The organism is Sinomonas atrocyanea, from assembly GCF_001577305.1.
Lineage (GTDB): Bacteria > Actinomycetota > Actinomycetes > Actinomycetales > Micrococcaceae > Sinomonas > Sinomonas atrocyanea.
The window spans coordinates 629,171-647,482 of the sequence record NZ_CP014518.1; the positions used below are offsets into that span (position 1 = coordinate 629,171).

Annotated in this window: 17 protein-coding genes; 5 read left to right on the top strand and 12 right to left on the bottom strand. The window is 73.3% G+C overall.

Annotated features, from left to right (window positions below; all coding sequences use genetic code 11):
* Positions 1-65: 65 nt before the first annotated feature.
* On the bottom strand, positions 66-563 hold the full coding sequence (gene tadA, locus SA2016_RS03005; protein WP_066495119.1) for a tRNA adenosine(34) deaminase TadA: 498 nt from the start codon (positions 561-563) through the stop codon (positions 66-68).
* Positions 564-674: 111 nt separating this feature from the next.
* On the opposite strand from tadA, the gene SA2016_RS03010 reads away from it, so the two are divergent.
* Complete coding sequence (locus tag SA2016_RS03010; RefSeq protein ID WP_066495120.1) at positions 675-1,457, top strand: phosphatase PAP2 family protein; 783 nt, start codon at positions 675-677, stop codon at positions 1,455-1,457.
* Positions 1,458-1,516: 59 nt separating this feature from the next.
* On the top strand, positions 1,517-2,152 hold the full coding sequence (gene upp, locus SA2016_RS03015) for a uracil phosphoribosyltransferase (RefSeq protein WP_066495122.1): 636 nt from the start codon (positions 1,517-1,519) through the stop codon (positions 2,150-2,152).
* 25 nt (positions 2,153-2,177) lie between these two features.
* On the opposite strand, the gene SA2016_RS03020 is transcribed toward upp, so the two are convergent.
* The 4 genes from SA2016_RS03020 to SA2016_RS03030 all read right to left on the bottom strand — a co-directional run bounded on the left by SA2016_RS03020 (position 2,178) and on the right by SA2016_RS03030 (position 4,287).
* Positions 2,178-2,657: a hypothetical protein gene (locus SA2016_RS03020; protein WP_169803038.1), complete on the bottom strand. Its 480-nt coding sequence runs from the start codon at positions 2,655-2,657 to the stop codon at positions 2,178-2,180.
* Positions 2,597-2,905, bottom strand: a complete 309-nt coding sequence (locus SA2016_RS21700) for a hypothetical protein (RefSeq protein ID WP_169803039.1) — start codon at positions 2,903-2,905, stop codon at positions 2,597-2,599. Before SA2016_RS21700 ends, SA2016_RS03020 begins: the two co-directional genes overlap by 61 nt.
* On the bottom strand, positions 2,902-3,489 hold the full coding sequence (locus tag SA2016_RS03025) for an RNA polymerase sigma factor (protein WP_066495125.1): 588 nt from the start codon (positions 3,487-3,489) through the stop codon (positions 2,902-2,904). The genes SA2016_RS21700 and SA2016_RS03025 overlap by 4 nt, the downstream gene beginning before the upstream one ends.
* Positions 3,490-3,597: 108 nt before the next feature.
* Entirely contained in the window at positions 3,598-4,287 is a 690-nt protein-coding gene (locus SA2016_RS03030; protein WP_066495129.1) for a hypothetical protein, read from the bottom strand.
* A gap of 202 nt (positions 4,288-4,489) precedes the next feature.
* Here SA2016_RS03030 and SA2016_RS03035 point away from each other — a divergent pair, with 202 nt between their 5' ends.
* The gene (locus SA2016_RS03035) at positions 4,490-4,864 is read left to right on the top strand and encodes a VOC family protein (RefSeq protein ID WP_066495132.1); all 375 of its coding nucleotides are present in this window, start codon (positions 4,490-4,492) and stop codon (positions 4,862-4,864) included.
* 6 nt (positions 4,865-4,870) lie between these two features.
* Here the strand turns inward: SA2016_RS03035 and SA2016_RS20630 are convergent, their stop codons facing one another.
* The 4 genes from SA2016_RS20630 to SA2016_RS03055 all read right to left on the bottom strand — a co-directional run bounded on the left by SA2016_RS20630 (position 4,871) and on the right by SA2016_RS03055 (position 12,855).
* The gene (locus tag SA2016_RS20630) at positions 4,871-7,048 is read right to left on the bottom strand and encodes an ATP-dependent DNA ligase (RefSeq protein WP_084249255.1); all 2,178 of its coding nucleotides are present in this window, start codon (positions 7,046-7,048) and stop codon (positions 4,871-4,873) included.
* 44 nt (positions 7,049-7,092) lie between these two features.
* Positions 7,093-9,213 (bottom strand): ArnT family glycosyltransferase, encoded by a 2,121-nt coding sequence (locus SA2016_RS03045; protein WP_084249256.1) that lies wholly within the window; start codon positions 9,211-9,213, stop codon positions 7,093-7,095.
* Positions 9,213-11,420 carry a glycosyltransferase family 39 protein gene (locus SA2016_RS22460; RefSeq protein ID WP_066495134.1) on the bottom strand — a complete coding sequence of 736 codons (2,208 nt, stop codon included), beginning with the start codon at positions 11,418-11,420 and terminating at the stop codon, positions 9,213-9,215. Before SA2016_RS22460 ends, SA2016_RS03045 begins: the two co-directional genes overlap by 1 nt.
* A gap of 91 nt (positions 11,421-11,511) precedes the next feature.
* Entirely contained in the window at positions 11,512-12,855 is a 1,344-nt protein-coding gene (locus tag SA2016_RS03055; protein WP_084249257.1) for a bifunctional glycosyltransferase family 2/GtrA family protein, read from the bottom strand.
* A gap of 229 nt (positions 12,856-13,084) precedes the next feature.
* Between SA2016_RS03055 and SA2016_RS03060 the strand changes: the two genes are divergently transcribed.
* Positions 13,085-14,038, top strand: coding sequence for a DMT family transporter (locus SA2016_RS03060; protein WP_084249258.1), 954 nt, complete (start codon positions 13,085-13,087; stop codon positions 14,036-14,038).
* On the opposite strand, the gene SA2016_RS03065 is transcribed toward SA2016_RS03060, so the two are convergent.
* On the bottom strand, positions 13,986-15,491 hold the full coding sequence (locus SA2016_RS03065) for a sensor histidine kinase (protein ID WP_066495137.1): 1,506 nt from the start codon (positions 15,489-15,491) through the stop codon (positions 13,986-13,988). The two genes, SA2016_RS03060 and SA2016_RS03065, sit on opposite strands and share 53 nt — an antisense overlap.
* 2 nt (positions 15,492-15,493) lie before the next feature.
* Entirely contained in the window at positions 15,494-16,234 is a 741-nt protein-coding gene (locus tag SA2016_RS03070) for a response regulator transcription factor (RefSeq protein ID WP_066495139.1), read from the bottom strand.
* 167 nt (positions 16,235-16,401) lie between these two features.
* Between SA2016_RS03070 and SA2016_RS03075 the strand changes: the two genes are divergently transcribed.
* Complete coding sequence (locus SA2016_RS03075) at positions 16,402-17,388, top strand: hypothetical protein (protein ID WP_066495141.1); 987 nt, start codon at positions 16,402-16,404, stop codon at positions 17,386-17,388.
* Positions 17,389-17,495: 107 nt separating this feature from the next.
* Here the strand turns inward: SA2016_RS03075 and SA2016_RS03080 are convergent, their stop codons facing one another.
* Positions 17,496-18,311: an aggregation-promoting factor C-terminal-like domain-containing protein gene (locus tag SA2016_RS03080; protein WP_066495143.1), complete on the bottom strand. Its 816-nt coding sequence runs from the start codon at positions 18,309-18,311 to the stop codon at positions 17,496-17,498.
* Position 18,312: the final 1 nt, after the last annotated feature.

The following is an 18,312-nucleotide window of genomic DNA, read 5'->3' on the forward strand; positions in this document are numbered from 1 at the left end:
ACGCCGGGGAGGCCGGAAATGTGAGGTCGCCGCCCGATGTCCGGACCATCATTCCATCCACGGGTTCAGCGGTGCTGGGCGAAGAACCCGCGCAGGAGTGCTCCGCACTCCTCCTCGAGGACGCCGGGGTAGACCTCGACCCAGTGGTTGAGGCGCCGCTCGCGGAGGATGTCGAACACGCTGCCCGCGGCGCCGGCCTTCTCGTCCCAGGCGCCGAACACCACGCGGGGGATCCGTGCCAGGACGATGGCGCCCGCGCACATCGCGCAGGGCTCGAGGGTGACCACGAGCGTGCAGTCGGCCAGGCGCCACCCGTCGCCCGCGCCGCCGTGGGCCAGGGCGGCCGCGGCCGCGCGGATGGCCTGGACCTCTGCGTGGGCCGTCGGGTCGCCGAGGGCCTCGCGCTCGTTGCGCCCCGTGGCGACCACCGCGCCGTCGGGCCCCACCACGACCGCACCGATCGGCACGTCCCCCGTGGTCTCCGCCGCCCGCGCCTGCTCGAGGGCGAGCCGCATCCACGAGGCGTGGGCACGATCCTGCGTGTGCGGTCGGGGGGCGGGCATGGGTCCAATGATAGGTTCGGGCGCAGACAGCGCGGCCCGTGCGGCCCGGCCCCGTGGGGCCCAGCCTGGCGGCCCGCACGGGCCAGCACACCGGGGGGAGAGGAGTCGGCCGTGGACGGGGAAGGCGCACTGCGCCGCTGGATCGCAGGGATCGGCCGCCGGCTCGGCCCGAACGCCACGATGTGGGCGCTGCTCGCTGTCGGGGCCGCCCTCACGCTGGGGTTCTCGTGGGCCGGCGGCGAGGTGTACGAGTCCGTGGTGCAGAAGGACGAGCTCGCCGCGCTGGACCAGCCGGTGCTCGCGTGGGCCGTCTCGACCCGGACCCCGGCCCTCGACGCCGCGGTCACCGCCCTGACGAATGTCGGCGGCGGGGTGATCGCGCCCATCGTCGCCGCCGTCGCGATGGTGCTCCTGGCGGTGTGGATGCGGCACTGGCGGCCCCTCGTCCTCGTGCCCGCGGCGGCGCTCGGCTCGCTGTCCGCCACGGTCTTCGGCAAGGAGCTCACCGCGAGGGCCCGGCCGCCGCACGAGCTTGCGGTCCCGCCCTACGAGTACTCCGCGTCCTTCCCGAGCGGGCACACCCTCAATGCGACCGTGATCGCCGGGATCGTGGTCTACCTCGTCTGCCTCAGGGTCCGCAGCGCGTGGACGCGCACGGCGGTGATCTGCCTCGGCGCCGTCTACGCGCTCGCGATCGGGCTCTCCCGGGTCTTCCTCGGCCACCACTGGCTCACCGACGTGGTGGCCGCCTGGTTCCTCGGGTGCGCGTGGCTGACGGTGGTGATCATCGCCCACCAGGTCTTCCATCTGGTGCGCCGCTCGCGGGCGGAGCGGGCCGCCGCGGGGGCCGCGCCCGACGGCGGTGGCCGGGTGCCGCCGTCGTCCTCCCTCTGAGGGGGAGGCGAGGGGCGGACGGGGTGAGCCTGTCGGACGGGACTGGTAGGTTCTCTGCCATGCGAACTCTCGTCGTCGACCACCCCCTCGTTGCGCACAAGCTGACCGTGCTGCGGGACAAGAACACCCCCAGCCCGGTGTTCCGCCAGCTGGCCGAGGAGCTCGTGACCCTCCTGGCCTACGAGGCCACCCGCGAGGTGCGCACCGAGCCCGTGACGATCGAGACGCCGGTCACCACCACCGTGGGCACGGCCTTCACGAAGCCCACCCCCTTGGTGGTCCCCATCCTGCGCGCGGGCCTCGGCATGCTCGAGGGCATGGTCAAGCTCGTGCCGACGGCCGAGGTCGGCTTCCTCGGGATGGCCCGTGACGAGGAGACGCTCGACATCGTCACCTACGCCGAGCGGCTCCCGGAGGACCTCACCGGCCGCCAGGTGTTCGTGCTCGATCCCATGCTCGCCACCGGCGGGACCCTCAGCGAGGCCGTGAAGTTCCTCTTCCGCCGCGGCGCGAGCGATGTCACGTGCATCTGCCTGCTCGCCGCCCCCGAGGGGCTCGCGCGCCTCGAGAAGGGGCTGGGGGAGGCGAACGTGAAGATCGTGCTCGCCTCGATCGACGAGCGGCTCAACGAGAAGGCCTACATCGTCCCGGGGCTCGGCGACGCGGGCGATCGCCTCTACGGCCTGGCGAAGTAGCAGGGGCGCGCTGGCGCCCGCCGTCCTAGGGCAGCTTCGGCAGCAGGCCGGAGAGCAGCGACGGCGGCGTGGGGGCCGGCGCCAGGTGCGGCACCGTGGGCACGGTGCTCGGGGAGAGCGACGGGTTGAGCGGCAGCTGCGGGACTCCCGGGACGCCAGCAGCCGGCGCGGGGGCGGACGGCGTGACGGTCGACGCCGGCAGGGTCGACTTGGGCGCGATCGTCGCCGGGGCCTGGGCGTCTCCGGGCGCGGTCGTGCTGCTCGGGGCGGGCACGGCCGGCGCGACCCGGGCGGGGAGGGGCGTCTGGCCCGTTCCCGCGGGGGAGGGGGCCTGGCCGGGCCCGTTGTCCACCGCGGAAGTGCCGCCGTTGGGCCAGAGGTGGAAGCCGTCCTGCGCCACGGCGGCAGCGCCGGCCGATGCCGCGCCGGCGGTGATGGCGATGATCAGCGCGGTGGTGGCCGGACGGCCGCGGCGGCGCCGCGAGGCAGTGCGGCCGCTCCGCACGGACTCGAGGTCGACCACCGTGGCCGGCCCGGTTTCGTGCTGCGCCTCGGGCTGCTGCTCGGGGCGGAAGGCTGGGGCGCGGCGGCGAGGAGGCTGCTGAGGCGTCGGTTGGGCAGCACCGGCGCGGACTCTGCGAGCCCGCGGAGCTCGGAGAGGACCGGGCGGAGGGACTCTGCGTCCTCGGCGTCCAGTCCCTCGAGGAGCTCGTCGACGACGCCGAGGTCGTCCGGGTCAAAGGCGGAAGTCATGGCCTGCTCAGTTCTGTGGTGGGCACGTGCGTGCGGAGTTCGTTCAGGGCCCGGCGCTGGAGCTGCTTGACCGCGCCCGGGGTCCGGCCCATGACCGCGGCCGTCTCGTCGATCGAGAGGTCCGCGACGATGCGGAGGAGGAGGACTTCGCGGTAGTCGTCGGCGAGCCGGCCGAGGAGGGCGAGCGCGCCGCTGTCGGCGACGACTGAGTCCTCGGGGGTCGTGGCCGCACGCCGTGGATCGGTCTCTGCCTCATGGGGAACCAGATAGGGGGTCCTCGCCCTGCGCCGGTGATGGTCGACGGCGCGTCCGTGGGCGATGGTGAAGGCGAGGGCCTTGGTGCCGGCCAGGCCGCCGGTGAAGCCGGGCTCCTCGTCGGTGGCGCCCTGGGTGAGCCGTGTGTAGAGGGCGAGGAAGACGTCGTGCGTCACGGCGTCGGGGTCGTCAATGCCCCGCGCGCGCAGGTAGCCCCTGACGGGCCCCGAGTACTCGCGGTAGGCGGCGGTGAAGAGTTCTTCCGGGCTGTCCTGATCGTCCGCGGCGATCACCTGCCCGGGGTCCTCGCTCGTGTGCAACCACTCCATCCTGTCCATCGGTCGCGGCACGCGGTGCCCGCACGGGGCGCGTGTGCCGGTGCGTGCCGGGGCCTCCGCAAGGGCCGGCCCCGGCACGGTCAAACACCCTACCGCAGGTTACTGGTGCAGGGTGCTGCCGAGGTCGGACGGCACGGCGGGGGCGCTCGGGACGGCCGGGGCGCTCGGGAGGGTGCCCTGGGCCGGGACGGCCGGGACCGCGGGGAGGGCGGGGGTGCCCGGGACCGCGGCCTTGGCGGCGGACGCGGCGCTGCCGGCGGCCTGCTTCACAGCACCCGTGGCCGCCTGGGCGTCGAGGCCCTGGCAGTAGGCGGCGATGTTGGCCTGGCCCTTGGCCGCGACCTCGAGGCTCTTGAAGCCGGCGGAGGAGGCGTTGAGCGAGCCCGCGGCGTTCGCGTGGCACAGGCCCACGAGGTCGAGGTCGGCGGCGCCGGTCGAGCTGCCCTCGGTGGAGGCGGAAGCCGTGTCGGCGGCCTTCTCGGCGTCGGTGGCCGCGCCCTGGGCCTGGGAGGCGGCCTTCGTGGCGGCGTCCTTGGCCTGCGCGGCGCCCTTGGCGGCGGCGTCCTGGACCTTCTGGCCCGCAGCCGTGGCGTCGCCCTTCGCGTCGTCGAGCGCGGCCGGCGCCGGGGCGCCGAGGATCTGGTGGGCCACGCTCTGGGCCTCGGTGGGGAGGGTGCCGGTGTAGGCGGCGGTTCCCACGCCGCCGACCGTGAGGACGCCGAGCGCAGCGGCGCTCGCGGCGATCTTGCCCGACGTGAGGCCAGAGGTGATGACGGTGAGGATCGACATGGATCGGCTCCTAGGAGGTTGAAGTCAGTGGACAGGACGCGAACCGTGCGCCCTACACCCCTTGAACCGACGGGCGCACCGGAAAGGTCACTCGGTCCGGAGAATTTCTTTGAGGAGTCTTCTGAGAGGCTGCGGACCGGCATGGTCCGCAGCCTGTCCGTGTGCTCTTCCTGCCCCGGACGGGCGCGCCTAGCGTGGACTCATGGACTGGAAGCTCGAACTGGCCTTTATCCCTGTGAGCGACGTCGACCGATCGATCGACTTCTACGTCAACAAGGTCGGATTCCACCTCGACTACGACCAGCGTGTCAGCGAGGACGTGCGGTTCGTGCAGATCACCCCACCGGGGTCCGCATGCTCGATCGCGTTCGGTGAGGGCCTGTCCGAGAAGCCGCCGGGCACCGCTGCCCTGCAGGTGGTGGTCGCGGACATCGCTGCAGCGCACGACGGGCTCGCCGCGCGCGTGGTCGACGTCAGCGACGTCCTGGTCCTCGACTGGGGCCACTTCGTGACCTTCGAGGATCCGGACGGCAACCGGTGGGCGATCCAGTACCTCCCGCAGCGCCCCAACGGCTGAGCCGCGCTACTGGTCCCCGTCCAGGACGGAGGAGAGGTCGTAGCGGACCGGCTCCTCCAGCTGGCTGTAGGTGCAGGACGCGGGCGAGCGGTCCTCGCGCCACCGCACCCATTGTGCGGTGTGCCGGAAGCGGTCGCCCTCGGTGTGGTCATAGCGCACCTCGGCCACGCGTTCGGGCCGCAGCGGGACGAAGGAGAGGTCCTTCTTCGCGTTCCAGCGCGAGTGGGCCGCGGCCGTCGGAGTGCGCGGGATGGACTGGTCGCGGTTGTCGGGGGCCTCCTCGGCAGGCTGCGCCGAGGCCCAGGGGTGGCCGTCGAAGGTCGTGACGAGAGGCTGCAGCTCCGTGAACAGCTCGCGGCGGCGGGCCATCGGGAAGGCCCCGACGACCCCCACTGAGTGGAGCTTGCCCTGATCGTCGTGCAGGCCCAGGAGCAGGGAGCCGATGGCGTCGGGCTCGTCCTTGTACAGCCGGTAGCCGGCCACGACGCAGTCCGCGGTCCGCTCGTGCTTCAGCTTGGACATGACCCGCTTGTCCTCGGCATAGAGCTCGTCGAGCGGCTTGGCCACGATCCCGTCCAGGCCCGCACCCTCGAAGGCGCTGAACCATTCCAGGGCGACGGCGGGGTCCCGGGTGGCGTTCGTGAGGTACACCGGCGGCTCGGCGTCCTTCAGGGCCTCCTCGAGCGCAGCGCGCCGTTCCCGGAAGGGGCGTTCGACGTAGTTGTCGTGGCCCAGCGCGAGCAGGTCGAAGGCGACGAAGCTGGCCGGCGTGGCTGCGCTGAGCTTGGCGATGCGCGAGGCGGCAGGATGGATCCGCTGCTGCAGCGTGTCGAAGTCGAGGCGGTCCCCGGACTCCGGGTCGACCAGGATGATCTCGCCGTCGATGACGGAATGGTCGGGAAGGTTCTCCACGAAGGCGGTGACGAGCTCGGGGAAGTAGCGGGTCATGGGCAGGGCGTTGCGCGATCCGATCTCGACCCGGTCGCCGGAGCGCCAGATGATGGCGCGGAAGCCGTCCCACTTCGGCTCGTACAGGAACTCGCCTTCGGGGAGCTTCTTGACCGGCTTGGCGAGCATGGGCCCGTAGGGAGGCGCGATGGCGGTGCCCCACTCGGCGTCGCGCTCCGCCTTGGGGGCCATGTACTCCGCGTCCGCCCGGTCGGCCTTGCGCCTGCTGGGCGGGACGCGCGGCGGTTCGCCGGGCATCTTGGGGTAGTCGGGCGGGAAGTTCAGCTCGCCGAGCCCGCGCTCGAGGTCCCGCTCCCACAGCTCCAGTGCGCCGGCCACGTCGGCCGCCGTGCCGTCGATGCCCGCCCAGGGGCACTCCCGCTCAGCCAGGAGGCCCGGGACGGTGCGGACCGTGAAATCCCGCGGGTCGGCGTCGGCCAGCTCGTCCCAGGTCAGCGGGGTCGAGACGGGCGCGTGCGGCAGGGGCCGGGGAGAGTAGGCGGCGGCGATCGTGCGGTCGCGGTTGGCCTGGTTGAAGTCGACGAAGACCCGCTCGCCGCGCTCCTCCTTCCACCAGGCTGTGGTGACCAGCTCCGGCAGGCGCCGCTCGAGCTCGCGGGCGATCCCGATGACGCCGTGGCGCACATCCTGGAACTCGTGCGTGGGGCGGATGCGCGCGTAGACGTGGACGCCACGGTTGCCGGAGGTCTTCGCGAAGGCGGTGAGCCCGGCCTCGGCCATGACCTCGCGGAGGGCCTGGGCCGCGACGACGGCGTCGGCGAAGGTCCGCCCCGGCTGGGGGTCCAGGTCGATCCGCAGCTCGTCCGGGTTGTCCAGGTTGGCCGTGCGCACCGGCCAGGGGTGGAAGGTCACCGTTCCCATCTGGGCGGCCCATGCGAGCGCTGCAGGCTCGTCGAACACGAGCTGGTCGTGGCGCCGGCGTGACGGATAGGTGCACGTCACCGTCCTCAGGTAGCCCGGCGCGCCCCGCGGCGGCCGCTTGGAGAAGAACTCCTCGCCGCCGATCCCCTCAGGGAAGCGCTGCAGCGTCATGGGGCGGTCGCCGTTGAGGCGGAGGAACGGCGCCGCCACCGTGACCAGGTAGTCTGCCAGGTCGCGCTTGGTGACCGGAGCCGCGCCATCGGTGACGGGCCAGAGCACCTTGTCCGGGCTGCTCAGCTTGACCTCCCGCACACCGTCGGGGCCGTCCACGCGCAGGATCTCGGAGTCCGCCATGCGCCCACCGTAGCCGCAGCGGGCGCCGTTGGGGCACCCCCGACTCACCCGAGCCGGTAGACCGTCTCCCCGCCGATGGTCTGGGCGGTGTAGTTCGCCTCGACCCACTGGGCGATCTGCCGGGCTGCGTTGGACCCCGAGTCCCTGCCCATGATCGAGGCCGCGATGAACCAGTGCACCTTGCCCTCGGACACGAGCTGCTGGAACTGCGCGAGCGTGGGGGACGGGTCGGTCCCGTTGAACCCGCCCAGCGCCATGACGGGCTGGCCGGTCGCGAGCTGGTAGCCGGCGGCGTTGTTGGACCCGACCACCGCAGCGGCCCACGTGTACTTGGACGCGTCGTCGGTCAGGGCTGCGACGAGCGCGGAGGACGGCGTGGCGGCGCCCAGCAGCCCGGCCCCGCCTCCGCGTCCGCCGAAGCCGCCCGAGCGCCCACCCTGGGGGCCGAAGCCGCTCGCCGCCGGGGCGCCCGTGCCCTGGCCGAACTGGCCCTGGATGAACTGGCGCTGGCCTCCGAACCCGCCCCGGCCGCCGAACCCGAATCCGGAGGACGGCCCGGCGCTCACGATGGCCCCGGTGTGCGCGGTGGAGACCGTCTGCGCTGTGAAGGCCAGCGGGCCGGCGAGGCCCGCGAGGAGGGCGAGGGACGCCGTCGTCCGCGAGCCCCAGGCACTCCAGCCCGGGACGAGGCGCGTGCCGAAGGTCCCCGCGACCATGCCGGCTGCCGCGGCGATCCCCGCGACCGCGACCACCGGCGGCAGCCACGGCACGAAGCCCGTGGCACGGCCCAGCAGTACGGCGCCCGTCGCCCCGGCGGCCGCCATGGCCGCGGCCAAGGCCGCCGATTCGGTGCGCAGGGAGCGGCGGTGCCACAGGATGGCCGCGCCGAGGCCCACCAGGGCCGCGATGCCGGGAGCGAGCGCCACCGAGTAGTACTCGTGGATGATGCCGGCCATGAGGCTGAACGTGAGGCCCGTGACGAGGACCCAGCCGCCCCACACGATCACCGAGGCCCGCACGGGATCGGTCCGGGGAGCGCGGCGCCCCGCCCACACCAGGGCGGCGCCCAGGATGAGCGCGGAGGGCAGGAGCCACGCGATCTGGCCGCCGAATGAGGCCGAGAAGAGCCGGAAGAGGCCCGGCTGGCCCCAGCCGTTGCCCCCGCCCACGGAGCCGACCTCGTTGCCGTCGAGCCGGCCGAACCCGTTGTACCCGAACGTGAGCTCGAGGATGGAGTTGCCCTGGGACCCGCCGATGAACGGCCTGGCGCTCGCGGGGGTCAGCTCGACCGCGAGGATCCACCAGCCCGCCGAGGCGGCCATCGCCGCGAGCGCGCCGACGAGGTGGAGCAGACGCCGCCCGAGCCGGTGCGGGGCCGCCACCAGGTACGCGATCCCGAAGCCCGGGACCACGAGGAGCACCTGGAGCTGCTTGGTCAGGAAGCCGAGTCCGAGCAGGACGCCCGCTCCCACGAGCCAGCGCGCCTTCCCGTCCTGGACCGACCGCACCACGGCGTAGGCGGCCGCCGTCATGAGCAGCACGAGCAGCGCGTCCGGGTTGTTGAACCGGAACATGAGCGCCGCCACCGGGGTGAGCGCGAGCACGACGGCGGCGAGGAGGCCGCCGCGGTGCGCGGCGGCGTCGCTCCCGGTCGCCGCCCGGACGGCCCTGCGGACCGCGAGGTACAGGATCGCCGCGGTGGCGACACCCATGAGGACCTCGGGGACGAGGATCGAGGCCGAGCTGAGCCCGAACACCCGGACCGAGAGGTCCACGATCCAGAGCGACGCGGGGGGCTTGTCCACCGTGATCGAGTTCCCGGCATCCGAGGAGCCGAAGAAGAACGCCTCCCAGTTCTGGCTGCCGGCCTGGGCCGCGGCCGAGTAGAACGCGTTGGCCCAGCCGTTGGCGGTGAGGTTCCACAGGTAGAGGGCCGCGATCGCCGCGAGGACTGCAGCGAGCTCGAGGCGCCGCCGCACGGCACCGGCCGCCCCCGCACGCCCGGCGAGCGGACCCGCAGGACGTGACCTCCAGGAGGTGACTCCCAGACGGCCGGGGCGGGGAGTGCGGGCCCCGGGTGGGGTCGCCGGGGACGGGGCCGCCGAGGGCGGGGTCGTCCCTGGCGGAGTGGTCCCCGGCGGCTCGTAGCCCAGGGTGCTCGCCATCACTTCACCAGCTTATAGACAGTCGTCGAGCCGACGGTCTGCGCCTGGAAGTTCGCCTCGACCCACTGGGTGATCGCGGAGGCGTCGGTGGTGCCGCCGCCGCGGCCGCCGAACCCGCCGCCCATGCCGCCGCCCGCGATGTAGTACGTGACCTCTCCCTTGGACACGAGGGCCTTGAACTCATCGAGGCTCGGGTAGGGGTCGCTGCCCATGAAGCCGCCCATCGCGATGACGTTGGTGTCCGAGGCGAGCTCGAGGGAGGCCGCAGAGTTCGCGCCGGTGGTCGCTGCGGACCACTTGGTGGTGGTCTGCTTCAGGAGCGCCACGAGCTCGCTCGACGCGCTCGCCCCGCCGCCGGGGCCGCCCTGCATCTGGCCGCCGAAGCCGCCCTGGCCCGGGACGCCCGCGGCGCCGGTGCCGGCCCCGCCGGCGGCCGCGCCGCCGAGGGCCTCGGCGGCAGAGCCGTCAGGGGAGGTGCCGAGGCGGTCGCGGAACTGAGCGAACCCGGCGCGCGTCCCGAAGCCGCTGGCGCCGGACGGCCCCGAGGTCGGGATCGCGCCGCTGTGGCCCACCGAGGCCGTGGCGACCGTGAACGCAGCGGAGCCGAGCCCGCCGGCCAGGAGCGCGGTCACAGCCAGTGCCACGGCACCGGCCCGGACCCTGCCCGCCCCGAAGCGGTCCGCCCGGACCAGGAAGCCCAGTGCGGCGAGGACGCCGAGCACCACGACCACCACCCGCAGCCACGGCAGCCACGACGCGTCGCGGCCGAGGAGCACCGCGGTCCAGACGCTCGTGCCGAGCACGGCCACGGCCAGGACGATCCGGGACGGCCAGTAGGACCGGCCCCGCCACAGCTCGGCGGCGCCGATGCCCACCACCCCGGCGATCCCGGGCGCAAGGGCGATCGTGTAGTAGTTGTGCACCGTCCCGGTCATGAACGAGAACACCAGGGCCGTGAGGATCGTCCAGCCGCCCCAGATGATCAGGGAGGCACGCACGCGGTCGGTGCGGACGGCCCGCCGGGTGAACCAGAACCCGGCGACGAGCAGGATCAGCGCCGCCGGCAGGAGCCAGGAGATCTCGGTGCCGAAGGTCGGGCCGAACATGCGGGTGATCCCTGCGGCGCCTCCGAAGCCGCCACCCGGGCCACCGCCGCCGGGGGCCCCGCCGGCGAACCCGCCGAAGCCGGCCCCGCCCTGCGCTGCCGAGCCGGCGGCAGCACCGGCGTCGGACGCGCGGTCCCGCACCGCGCCCCCGAAGCCGCCGCCGCGGTTGCCGAAGATGCGGGCGAGGCCGTTGTACCCGAAGGTGAGCTCGAGGAAGCTGTTGGTCTGCGAGCCGGCCATGTAGGGGCGCACGGTCGTGGGGGTGAGGGTGAATGCGGCGATGTAGGCGCCGGCCACGGCGACGAGGCCGCCGAGCGCGCCGAGCAGGTGCACGATCCGCTGGCGCAGCGTGGTCGGCGCGGCCCACAGGTAGGCCAGGCCGAGCGCGGGCACGATGATGATGCCGGCGAGCATCTTCGTCAGGAACGCGAGGCCGAGGACGGCGCCCACACCCACGAGCCACTTCCAGCCGGCCTTCTCGATCGCGCGGACGGTCATGTAGGCCGCCAGGACCAGGCAGAACGTGAGCATCGCGTCCGGGTTGTTGAACCGGAACATGAGCGCCGCGACGGGCGTGGCCGCGAGCGCGCCGCCCGCGATGAGCCCCGCGGCCGGCCCGCTCACGCGCTTGACCGCGGCGTACATCAGCGCGACCGAGGCGACGCCCATGAGCGCCTCGGGCAGGAGCATGGTGAACGAGTTGAAGCCGAAGATGCGCCCCAGGAGCCCGGGGATCCAGAACGCGGCCGGGGGCTTGTCCACGGTGATCGCGTTGCCGGCGTCGAGGGAGCCGAAGAACCACGCGGTCCAGTCCTTGCTGCCGGCCTGGATCGCCGCGGCGTAGAACTCGTTCGCCCAGCCGGAGTTCGTCAGGTTCCACAGGTAGAGGAACCCGGAGGCGACGATGAGGCCGAACGCGGACGGGCGGGCCCAGCGGGGCTGGTCCGCGCCGAAGGCGATGCGGCGCCACGAGGGCCGGGCGGGCGGACGACGGCGGGAGGAGGCCGCCGCTGTCCGCCCAGCCGGGGCTGTGGGGGGCGCGGTGTCGACCGTGCCGGCGGAGGTGCCGGATCCGGTGTCTGGAGTGAGCGAGGTGGTCATGGGAGGCCTTTCGGTCGGCAGGCTGCGTCTGGGAGTCAGCTTCTGGGGGTCACCTTCTGGGAGTCAGATCCTGAAGGTCACCTCCCGCGGGTCACGTGCGGCGGCGGAACACCCAGTGGCGGAAGAGGAGGAACTTGACGGCGGTCGCGGCGAGGTTGGCGACGATGAGGACGCCGAGCTCGAGCCACGTCGCAGGATCGGCGACCGTGTGCATCCAGGCGAGCGCCCCGGCGGTGAGGGCCCAGCCGAGGCCGAAGACGATGAGTCCCTCGAAGTGGTGCCGCCCGAGCCGCTCCGCGCCGAGCACACCGAACGTGAAGCGGCGGTTCGCGGCCGTGTTCGCCACGGCGGTGATGAGCAGGGCCGCGAAGTTCGAGGCCTGCGCGTCCATGAACTCCCGGCCCAGGACGAACAGCGCGGCGTAGGCGAGGGTGGAGGCGATCCCGATGGCCGCGAACCGGGCCAGCTGGCCGAACAGGCTCTGCCGACGCCCGGCCTCCGCAGTGCGCTCGCCGGCGGGAAGGGGGCCGCGGGCGAGGGCGCCGCGCAGCTCGGCGAGGGGGATGCGGCCGCGGGCCATGTCGGTGGTGAGCCGGTACATGCCGCGGAGGTCGTCGAGGGCCGTCCGGACCACATCCACCTTGGAGTTGGGATCGTCCGTCCAGTCCACCGGGACCTCGTGGCAGCGCAGGCCGCAGCGCTCGGCGAGCACCAGCAGCTCGGTGTCGAAGAACCATGCGGTGTCGAGGGTGTGCGGCAGGAGCTGCTGGGCCACGTCCGAGCGGATGGCCTTGAACCCGCACTGCGCGTCGGAGAACCCGGCGCCCATGAGCGAGTGCAGCAGGAAGTTGTAGGAGCGCGAGACGAACTCGCGCTTGGGCCCGCGGATCACCCGCGAGGTCCGCGCCAGCCGCGTGCCGATCGCGAGGTCCGAGTGGCCGGACAGGAGCGGGGCCACGAGCGGGCCGAGCGCGGCGAGGTCGGTGGAGAGGTCCACGTCCATGTACGCCAGCACAGGCGCATCCGAGGCGAGCCACACCCGGCGCAGCGCGTTGCCGCGGCCCTTCTGCTCGAGGTGGACCGCGCGGACCTCGGGCAGCTCGCGGGCGAGCCGCTCGGCCACGCGGAGCGTCGAGTCGGTCGAGGCGTTGTCTGCCACCGTGATCCGGAATCCGTGCTCGAACGTGCGCGCGAGGTGGGAGTGGAGGCGGCGGACGCACTCCTCGAGGTCCTTCTCCTCGTTGTACACGGGGACCGTGACGTCGAGGACGGGGATGCCCGCGGCGTCGAGCGCGGCCGCGTCGACGGCGGTGCCGGGCCGCAGGACGGGGAGGGGATGGACGACGCCGCCGGCCGCCTGCGCGGTCGGCTCGCCGGAGCCGGGGGCCGGGGCTCCGGCGGCTGCGTCCGTGATGCTGGGGTCGGTGAGCGTCATGCAATGACTGTCGCGGGCTATCTTTTGACCGTCTTAGCGGGATCCTGTGGTCCTGCTGTGAGGCGGTTTCACGGGTCCCGGGGCGACCTCGTGCTCCGGCGGGGCCACCCGCGCTCCGGCGGGGTCGCCTCGGGGGAGGATTCGGCCCTGCCCGAATCGTTGGGGATGTCGGTGCCCGGGCCTAGAGTCTGACCGTGACCCCTTCCACCGCCGTCCAGGACCCCCGCCGATGAGCCGCCGGGCCTGGATCCTCTTCGCGGCCATGAGCCTGATCTGGGGCGTGCCGTACCTGCTCATCCGCGAGGCCGTGCACGAGGTGAGCCCCGCCGTCGTGGTGTTCTCGCGGACGGCGATCGGCGCCGTCGTCCTCCTGCCGTTCGCCCGCCGCGGGATGCGCACCGTGTGGGAGCACCGCCGGCCCGTGCTCGCCTTCGCCCTCCTGGAGATGGTGGGGCCGTGGTTCCTGCTCAGCGATGCCGAACGGTTCATCACGAGCTCCCTCGCCGGGCTCCTCATCGCGTTCGCGCCCGTGCTGGCGCTCGTCGTCGCGCGGCTGATCGGGCTCGAGAAGCGGATCGGCCGGCTGCGGATCGTGGGCCTGGTGGTCGCGGTCGGGGGAGTGGCAGCGCTCGGCGGCGGCGGCATGGAGGCCTCGGGCCCGTGGCCGGTGGTCGAGATGATGCTCGTGGCCGTCGGCTACGCGGTCGCGCCGCAGATCGCCGCCACGAAGCTCCGCGACGTGCCCGCGCTGCCGATGACCGCGGCGTGCCTGAGCATCGCCGCGCTCATCGCCTCGCCCTTCGCAGTGCTCTCCTGGCCGGCCCAGCCGCCGTCGGGCCTCGCCACCGGGGCGCTCGTGCTGCTCGGCCTGCTGTGCACGGCTCTCGCCTTCCTGCTGTTCTTCCGCCTGATCGCGGACGCCGGCCCCGCGCGGGCCACGGCGATCGCCTACGTCAACCCGGTCGTCGCCCTCGCGCTCGGGGTCGCACTCACCGGTGATCCGCTCACGCCGCTGATCGGCGCCGGTGCGGTGCTCGTGCTCGCGGGGACGTTCATGGCCACCCGGCGCAGCACCCACGAGGCCGAGCCCGCGCCGGAGGAGCCCGGGCGGACGCGACGGGGGCTGGGGGCTACGCAGCGGGGAGGTATACGGCGAACTCCGTCCGCCCGGGCCTCGAAGTGACGTCGATCGACCCGCCGTGGGCCTTGACGATCGCGTCGACGATCGAGAGCCCGAGCCCCGTGGAGCCCTCGCCCGCGGAGGTGCGCGCCTTGTCCGCTCGGGTGAACCGGGAGAACACGGTCTCCTGCAGGTCGGGCGGGATCCCCGGGCCGTCGTCGGTCACGGTCAGCACGGCCTCCCCGTTGGCGGACCGGCCCGCCGCCGCGGTGACGGTGGTCCCGGGGGGCGTGTGCTTGCGCGCGTTGCTCAGCAGGTTCACGAGCACCTGGTGAAGCTTGGCGCCGTCGGCCGTGATCTCGACGGGTTCCTCCGGCAGATCGAGGCGCCACACGTGGTCCGGCGCGATGACCTTCTGGTCCGTGACCGTCTCCACGAGCAGCTGGGTGAGGTCCACCGGCCCCCGCTTGAGCGGCTGGCCCTCGTCGAGCCGGGCCAGCGTCAGCAGGTCCTCCACGAGGCGGGACATCCGCAGTGACTGCGACTCGACGCGCCCGAGCGACTCGGCGCCCTGCTCCGTGAGCGGCTCCGTCAGGCGCAGCATGTCCGTGTAGCCGCGGATCGCGGTGAGGGGGGTGCGCAGCTCGTGCGAGGCGTCGGCCACGAACTGGCGCACCTTCATCTCCGAGGCCTGACGCGCCTCGAGGGCGCCGGCGACGTTGTCCAGCATCCGGTTGAGCGCGCTGCCGACCTGGCCGACCTCCGTCCCGGGATTCGCGGCCGAGTCGGGAACGCGCACCGCGAGGGCCACCTCACCGGCCTCGAGCGGCAGCTGCGCCACCTGTCCGGCCACGCGGGAGAGCTCGTCCAGCGGCTTCATGGTGCGCCGAATGATCACCGTGCCGAGCAGCCCGACGAGCACGAGGCCGCCGAGGGACACTGTCACGGTGGTGAGCACGAGCGAGCCGAGCGTCGCCTGCATCGAGGTCAGGGGAAGCCCGGTCACCACGACGTCGCCGCTGGCCACCTGGACGGCGACCAGCCGGAAGGATCCGGCGCTGAGGCGCCGGTCGACGGCGTTCGTCGCCCCGCCGCCGGGGGGACCCCCGGGCCCCTGGTCGACGACGGGGAGCGAGGCGAGCGCGTCGGCGTCGGACTGCGTGATGGAGACGATCTTGCCGTCGGCCGTGCGCAGGCCGCTCGTGACGAGGACCCCGTTGCTGATCCGGGCGCTGAGGGTGCCGGCGCCCTGGCCGGGGGCGTCCAGCGGATCGCGGCGCAGGCCGCTGGAGGCAGCGCCGAACTCCACGGCGCGGTGGCTCGCCTGCGCCAGCTGCCCGTCGAGCTGCTGGGTGAGCACCCGGTCCATGGTCGCGTACAGGAGGGTCCCGACCACAGTGCAGATGCCGACGAGCAGGAGCATCACCACCAGCACGAGCTTGGTCCTCAGGTGCCAGGTGTCGGGGTGGAGCCAGCTGCGCCCCGAACGCGGCTCCGCGCCCGAGAGCTTGCTCATGGTCATGCCTCTGCTGGCTTGATGACGTACCCCGCGCCGCGGACGGTGTGGATCATGGGGGCGCGGTCCACGTCGATCTTCTTGCGCAGGTAGGAGATGTAGAGCTCCACGATGTTCGCCTGGCCGCCGAAGTCGTACTGCCAGACGCGGTCGAGGATCTGGGCCTTGCTGACCACGCGCTTGGGATTCTCCATGAGGTAGCGCAGGAGCTCGAACTGCGTCGCGGTGAGCTGGATGTCGTCGCCCCCGCGGGTCACCTCGCGAGTGTCCGTGTTGAGCACGAGGTCGCCCACGACGAGCTCGGCATCGTCCTGGGCGGCCACGCCCGAGCGCTGGACGAGCCGGTGCAGGCGGAGCATGACCTCCTCCATGCTGAACGGCTTGGTGACGTAGTCGTCCCCGCCCGCCGCGAGGCCCGTGATGCGGTCCTCGACGGCGTCCTTGGCGGTGAGGAACAGCGCGGGCACCTCGGGCATGAACTGGCGGATGCGCGTGAGCGCCTCGACGCCGTCGAACCCGGGCATCATGACGTCGAGCACGAGGACATCGGGCCTGAACTCCCGGGCGGCCTTGACGGCCGAGGGCCCGTCGGAGGCCACTTGGACACTCCAGCCCGCCATGCGCAGGCCCATGCTCATCAGCTCGGAGAGGCTCGGCTCGTCGTCCACTACGAGCGCACGGATGGGCGTGCCGTCGGGGTGGGTCAGCGCCGGCAGGTTGTTGGTGGAGAAGGGGCTTGCCATGGTTCCAGCCTCCCTGTGACGGATTGCCCGAGCCTGAGCGCGGGCTGTGAACGCCCTGTGCACGCAAGCCTAGTCCGGTCACAGTAGCCGCAGGAGGCCGGCACAGCCCCGACACAGCATCCGGGCCAACTCTGAGATCAGACAGCCCCACGTTCCAGGAGGACACCATGGCCCACAGCGACGCACCCCGATCCGACGAGTACCACCCCGCGGAGCCCACCGTCCCGCAGGAGACGGCCGCCCCGCCGTACGGCGAGCACGACGGCGAGTACGGCGGGCACGACGGCGCCCGGCAGCCCGGCGCTCAGCCCGCCCCCGGCTGGGGCGCACCGCAGGAGCCCACCCAGCAGTACCCGGGCTGGGGCGCGCCGCAGCAGACGCAGCAGTACCCTGGGTGGGGCGCACCCCAGCAGGGCCAGCCGGCTGGCGGCTGGGGCGCCCCGCCGGAGCAGCTCTACGCCCAGTCCGCTCCCGGCTGGGGTGCCGCCCCGCGGAAGGACCCGCACTCCGCGGGCGCCCGGTGGCGCGCCCTGACGTCGACGCAGAAGGGCGTCGCGGCCGCCGCGGCGGCGGTCGTGATCGCCGGTGGTGCGGGCGCGGCCGTGTGGGCCGCAAACTCCTCCAGCCCGTCCACGGCCGGCAGCGCGGCGAACGGCTTCGGCGGGGCCGCCGGCCAGGGCGGATTCGGGCCGCAGGGCGGTACGGGCTCGCAGGGCGGCAGCGGCCAGCAGGGCGGCACGGGGACCCAGGGCGGGCGGAACGCCCAGGGCTTCCAGGGCGGCACGCGCGGGATCGGCGGCGCTGGCGGGGTGGGCATCGGCATGCTCGGCCAGATGCTGCACGGCGAGTTCGTCGTCGTGCAGGACAACGCGAATGTCACGATGGTCGAGCAGACCGGCACCGTGACCACCGCCTCCGGGCAGTCCGTGACGGTCAAGAGCAGCGACGGCTTCCAGCAGACCTACACGCTCTCGTCCTCGACCCAGGTCGCCGCCCGCGGGACGCGCGGCCAGGGCGCGTCCGGAAGCGGGTCCTCGACCACGGCCACCCTCGCCCAGGGCGACACCGTGAACGTCGTGGCACTCAAGGACGGCCTGGCGGCGAAGACGGTCATGATCCTCGGTACGGGAACCGGCTCCGGCACCTCGAACTAGCGGTACCGCCCGCTGGAGACCACGACGGCGCCGCTCGCCTCGAACGTGAGGCGGGCGGCGCCGTCGTGCGCTGCGGCAGCGTCCGGCGCTGTGCCGGACGGCAGCCCTCAGTACCAGTTGTGGGCGAGGTGGAACGCGAGCGCGTTCGCGGGGGAGCCGTAGCTCTTCTTGATGTAGTCAAGGCCCCAGTCGATCTGGGTCTTGTAGTTGGTCTGCCAGTCCGCGCCCACGGAAGCCATCTTGCTGCCGGGGAGGGCCTGCACGATCCCGTAGGCGCCGGAGCTCGCGTTGGTGGCCGTGGTGGACCAGTCCGACTCCTTGTTCCACAGCGTGATCAGGGCGCTCATCTGGTCCTGGCCCCAGCCGAACGCCGCGAGCCGGCTCGCGGCGTAGGCCTGGGCGGCCGCCGGGTCGTTCACCGGCTGCGCCGCTGCGGCGGCCTTCGCAGCGGCCGCGGCCGCCTGGTCAGCGGCGGCCTTGTCGGCGGCCGCCTTGTCAGCAGCAGCCTTGTCGGCGGCGGCCTTGTCCGATGCCGTCTTGTCAGCAGCTGCCTTGTCCGCGGCGGCCTTGGCCGCAGCAGCCTTGTCGGCGGCCGCCTTGTCAGCAGCAGCCTTGTCCGTCGCCGTGCGCGCATCGCTGCTCGCCTGGGCGAGGGCGTTGTCGGAACTCGGGCTCGGCGCCGCGGCGGAGGCCGAGGGGGCCGTCACCGAGGCGGTGCGGGCGAGGTCCGCGGAGTTCGCGGTGGCCGCCGCCCCACCGCCGGCCACGGCGAGGAGGCCGAGGGACAGGGCAACGACGGCGCTCCGGTTGCCGAAGCGGTCAGTTCCCTTCCTCGCAGCGCGGGCCAGGGCGGAACGGTTGGTGGTGACGGCTCGACGCCGGCCATGAGGGCGCGCGGAAGCGCGGTCTGGGGTCTTGCTCACA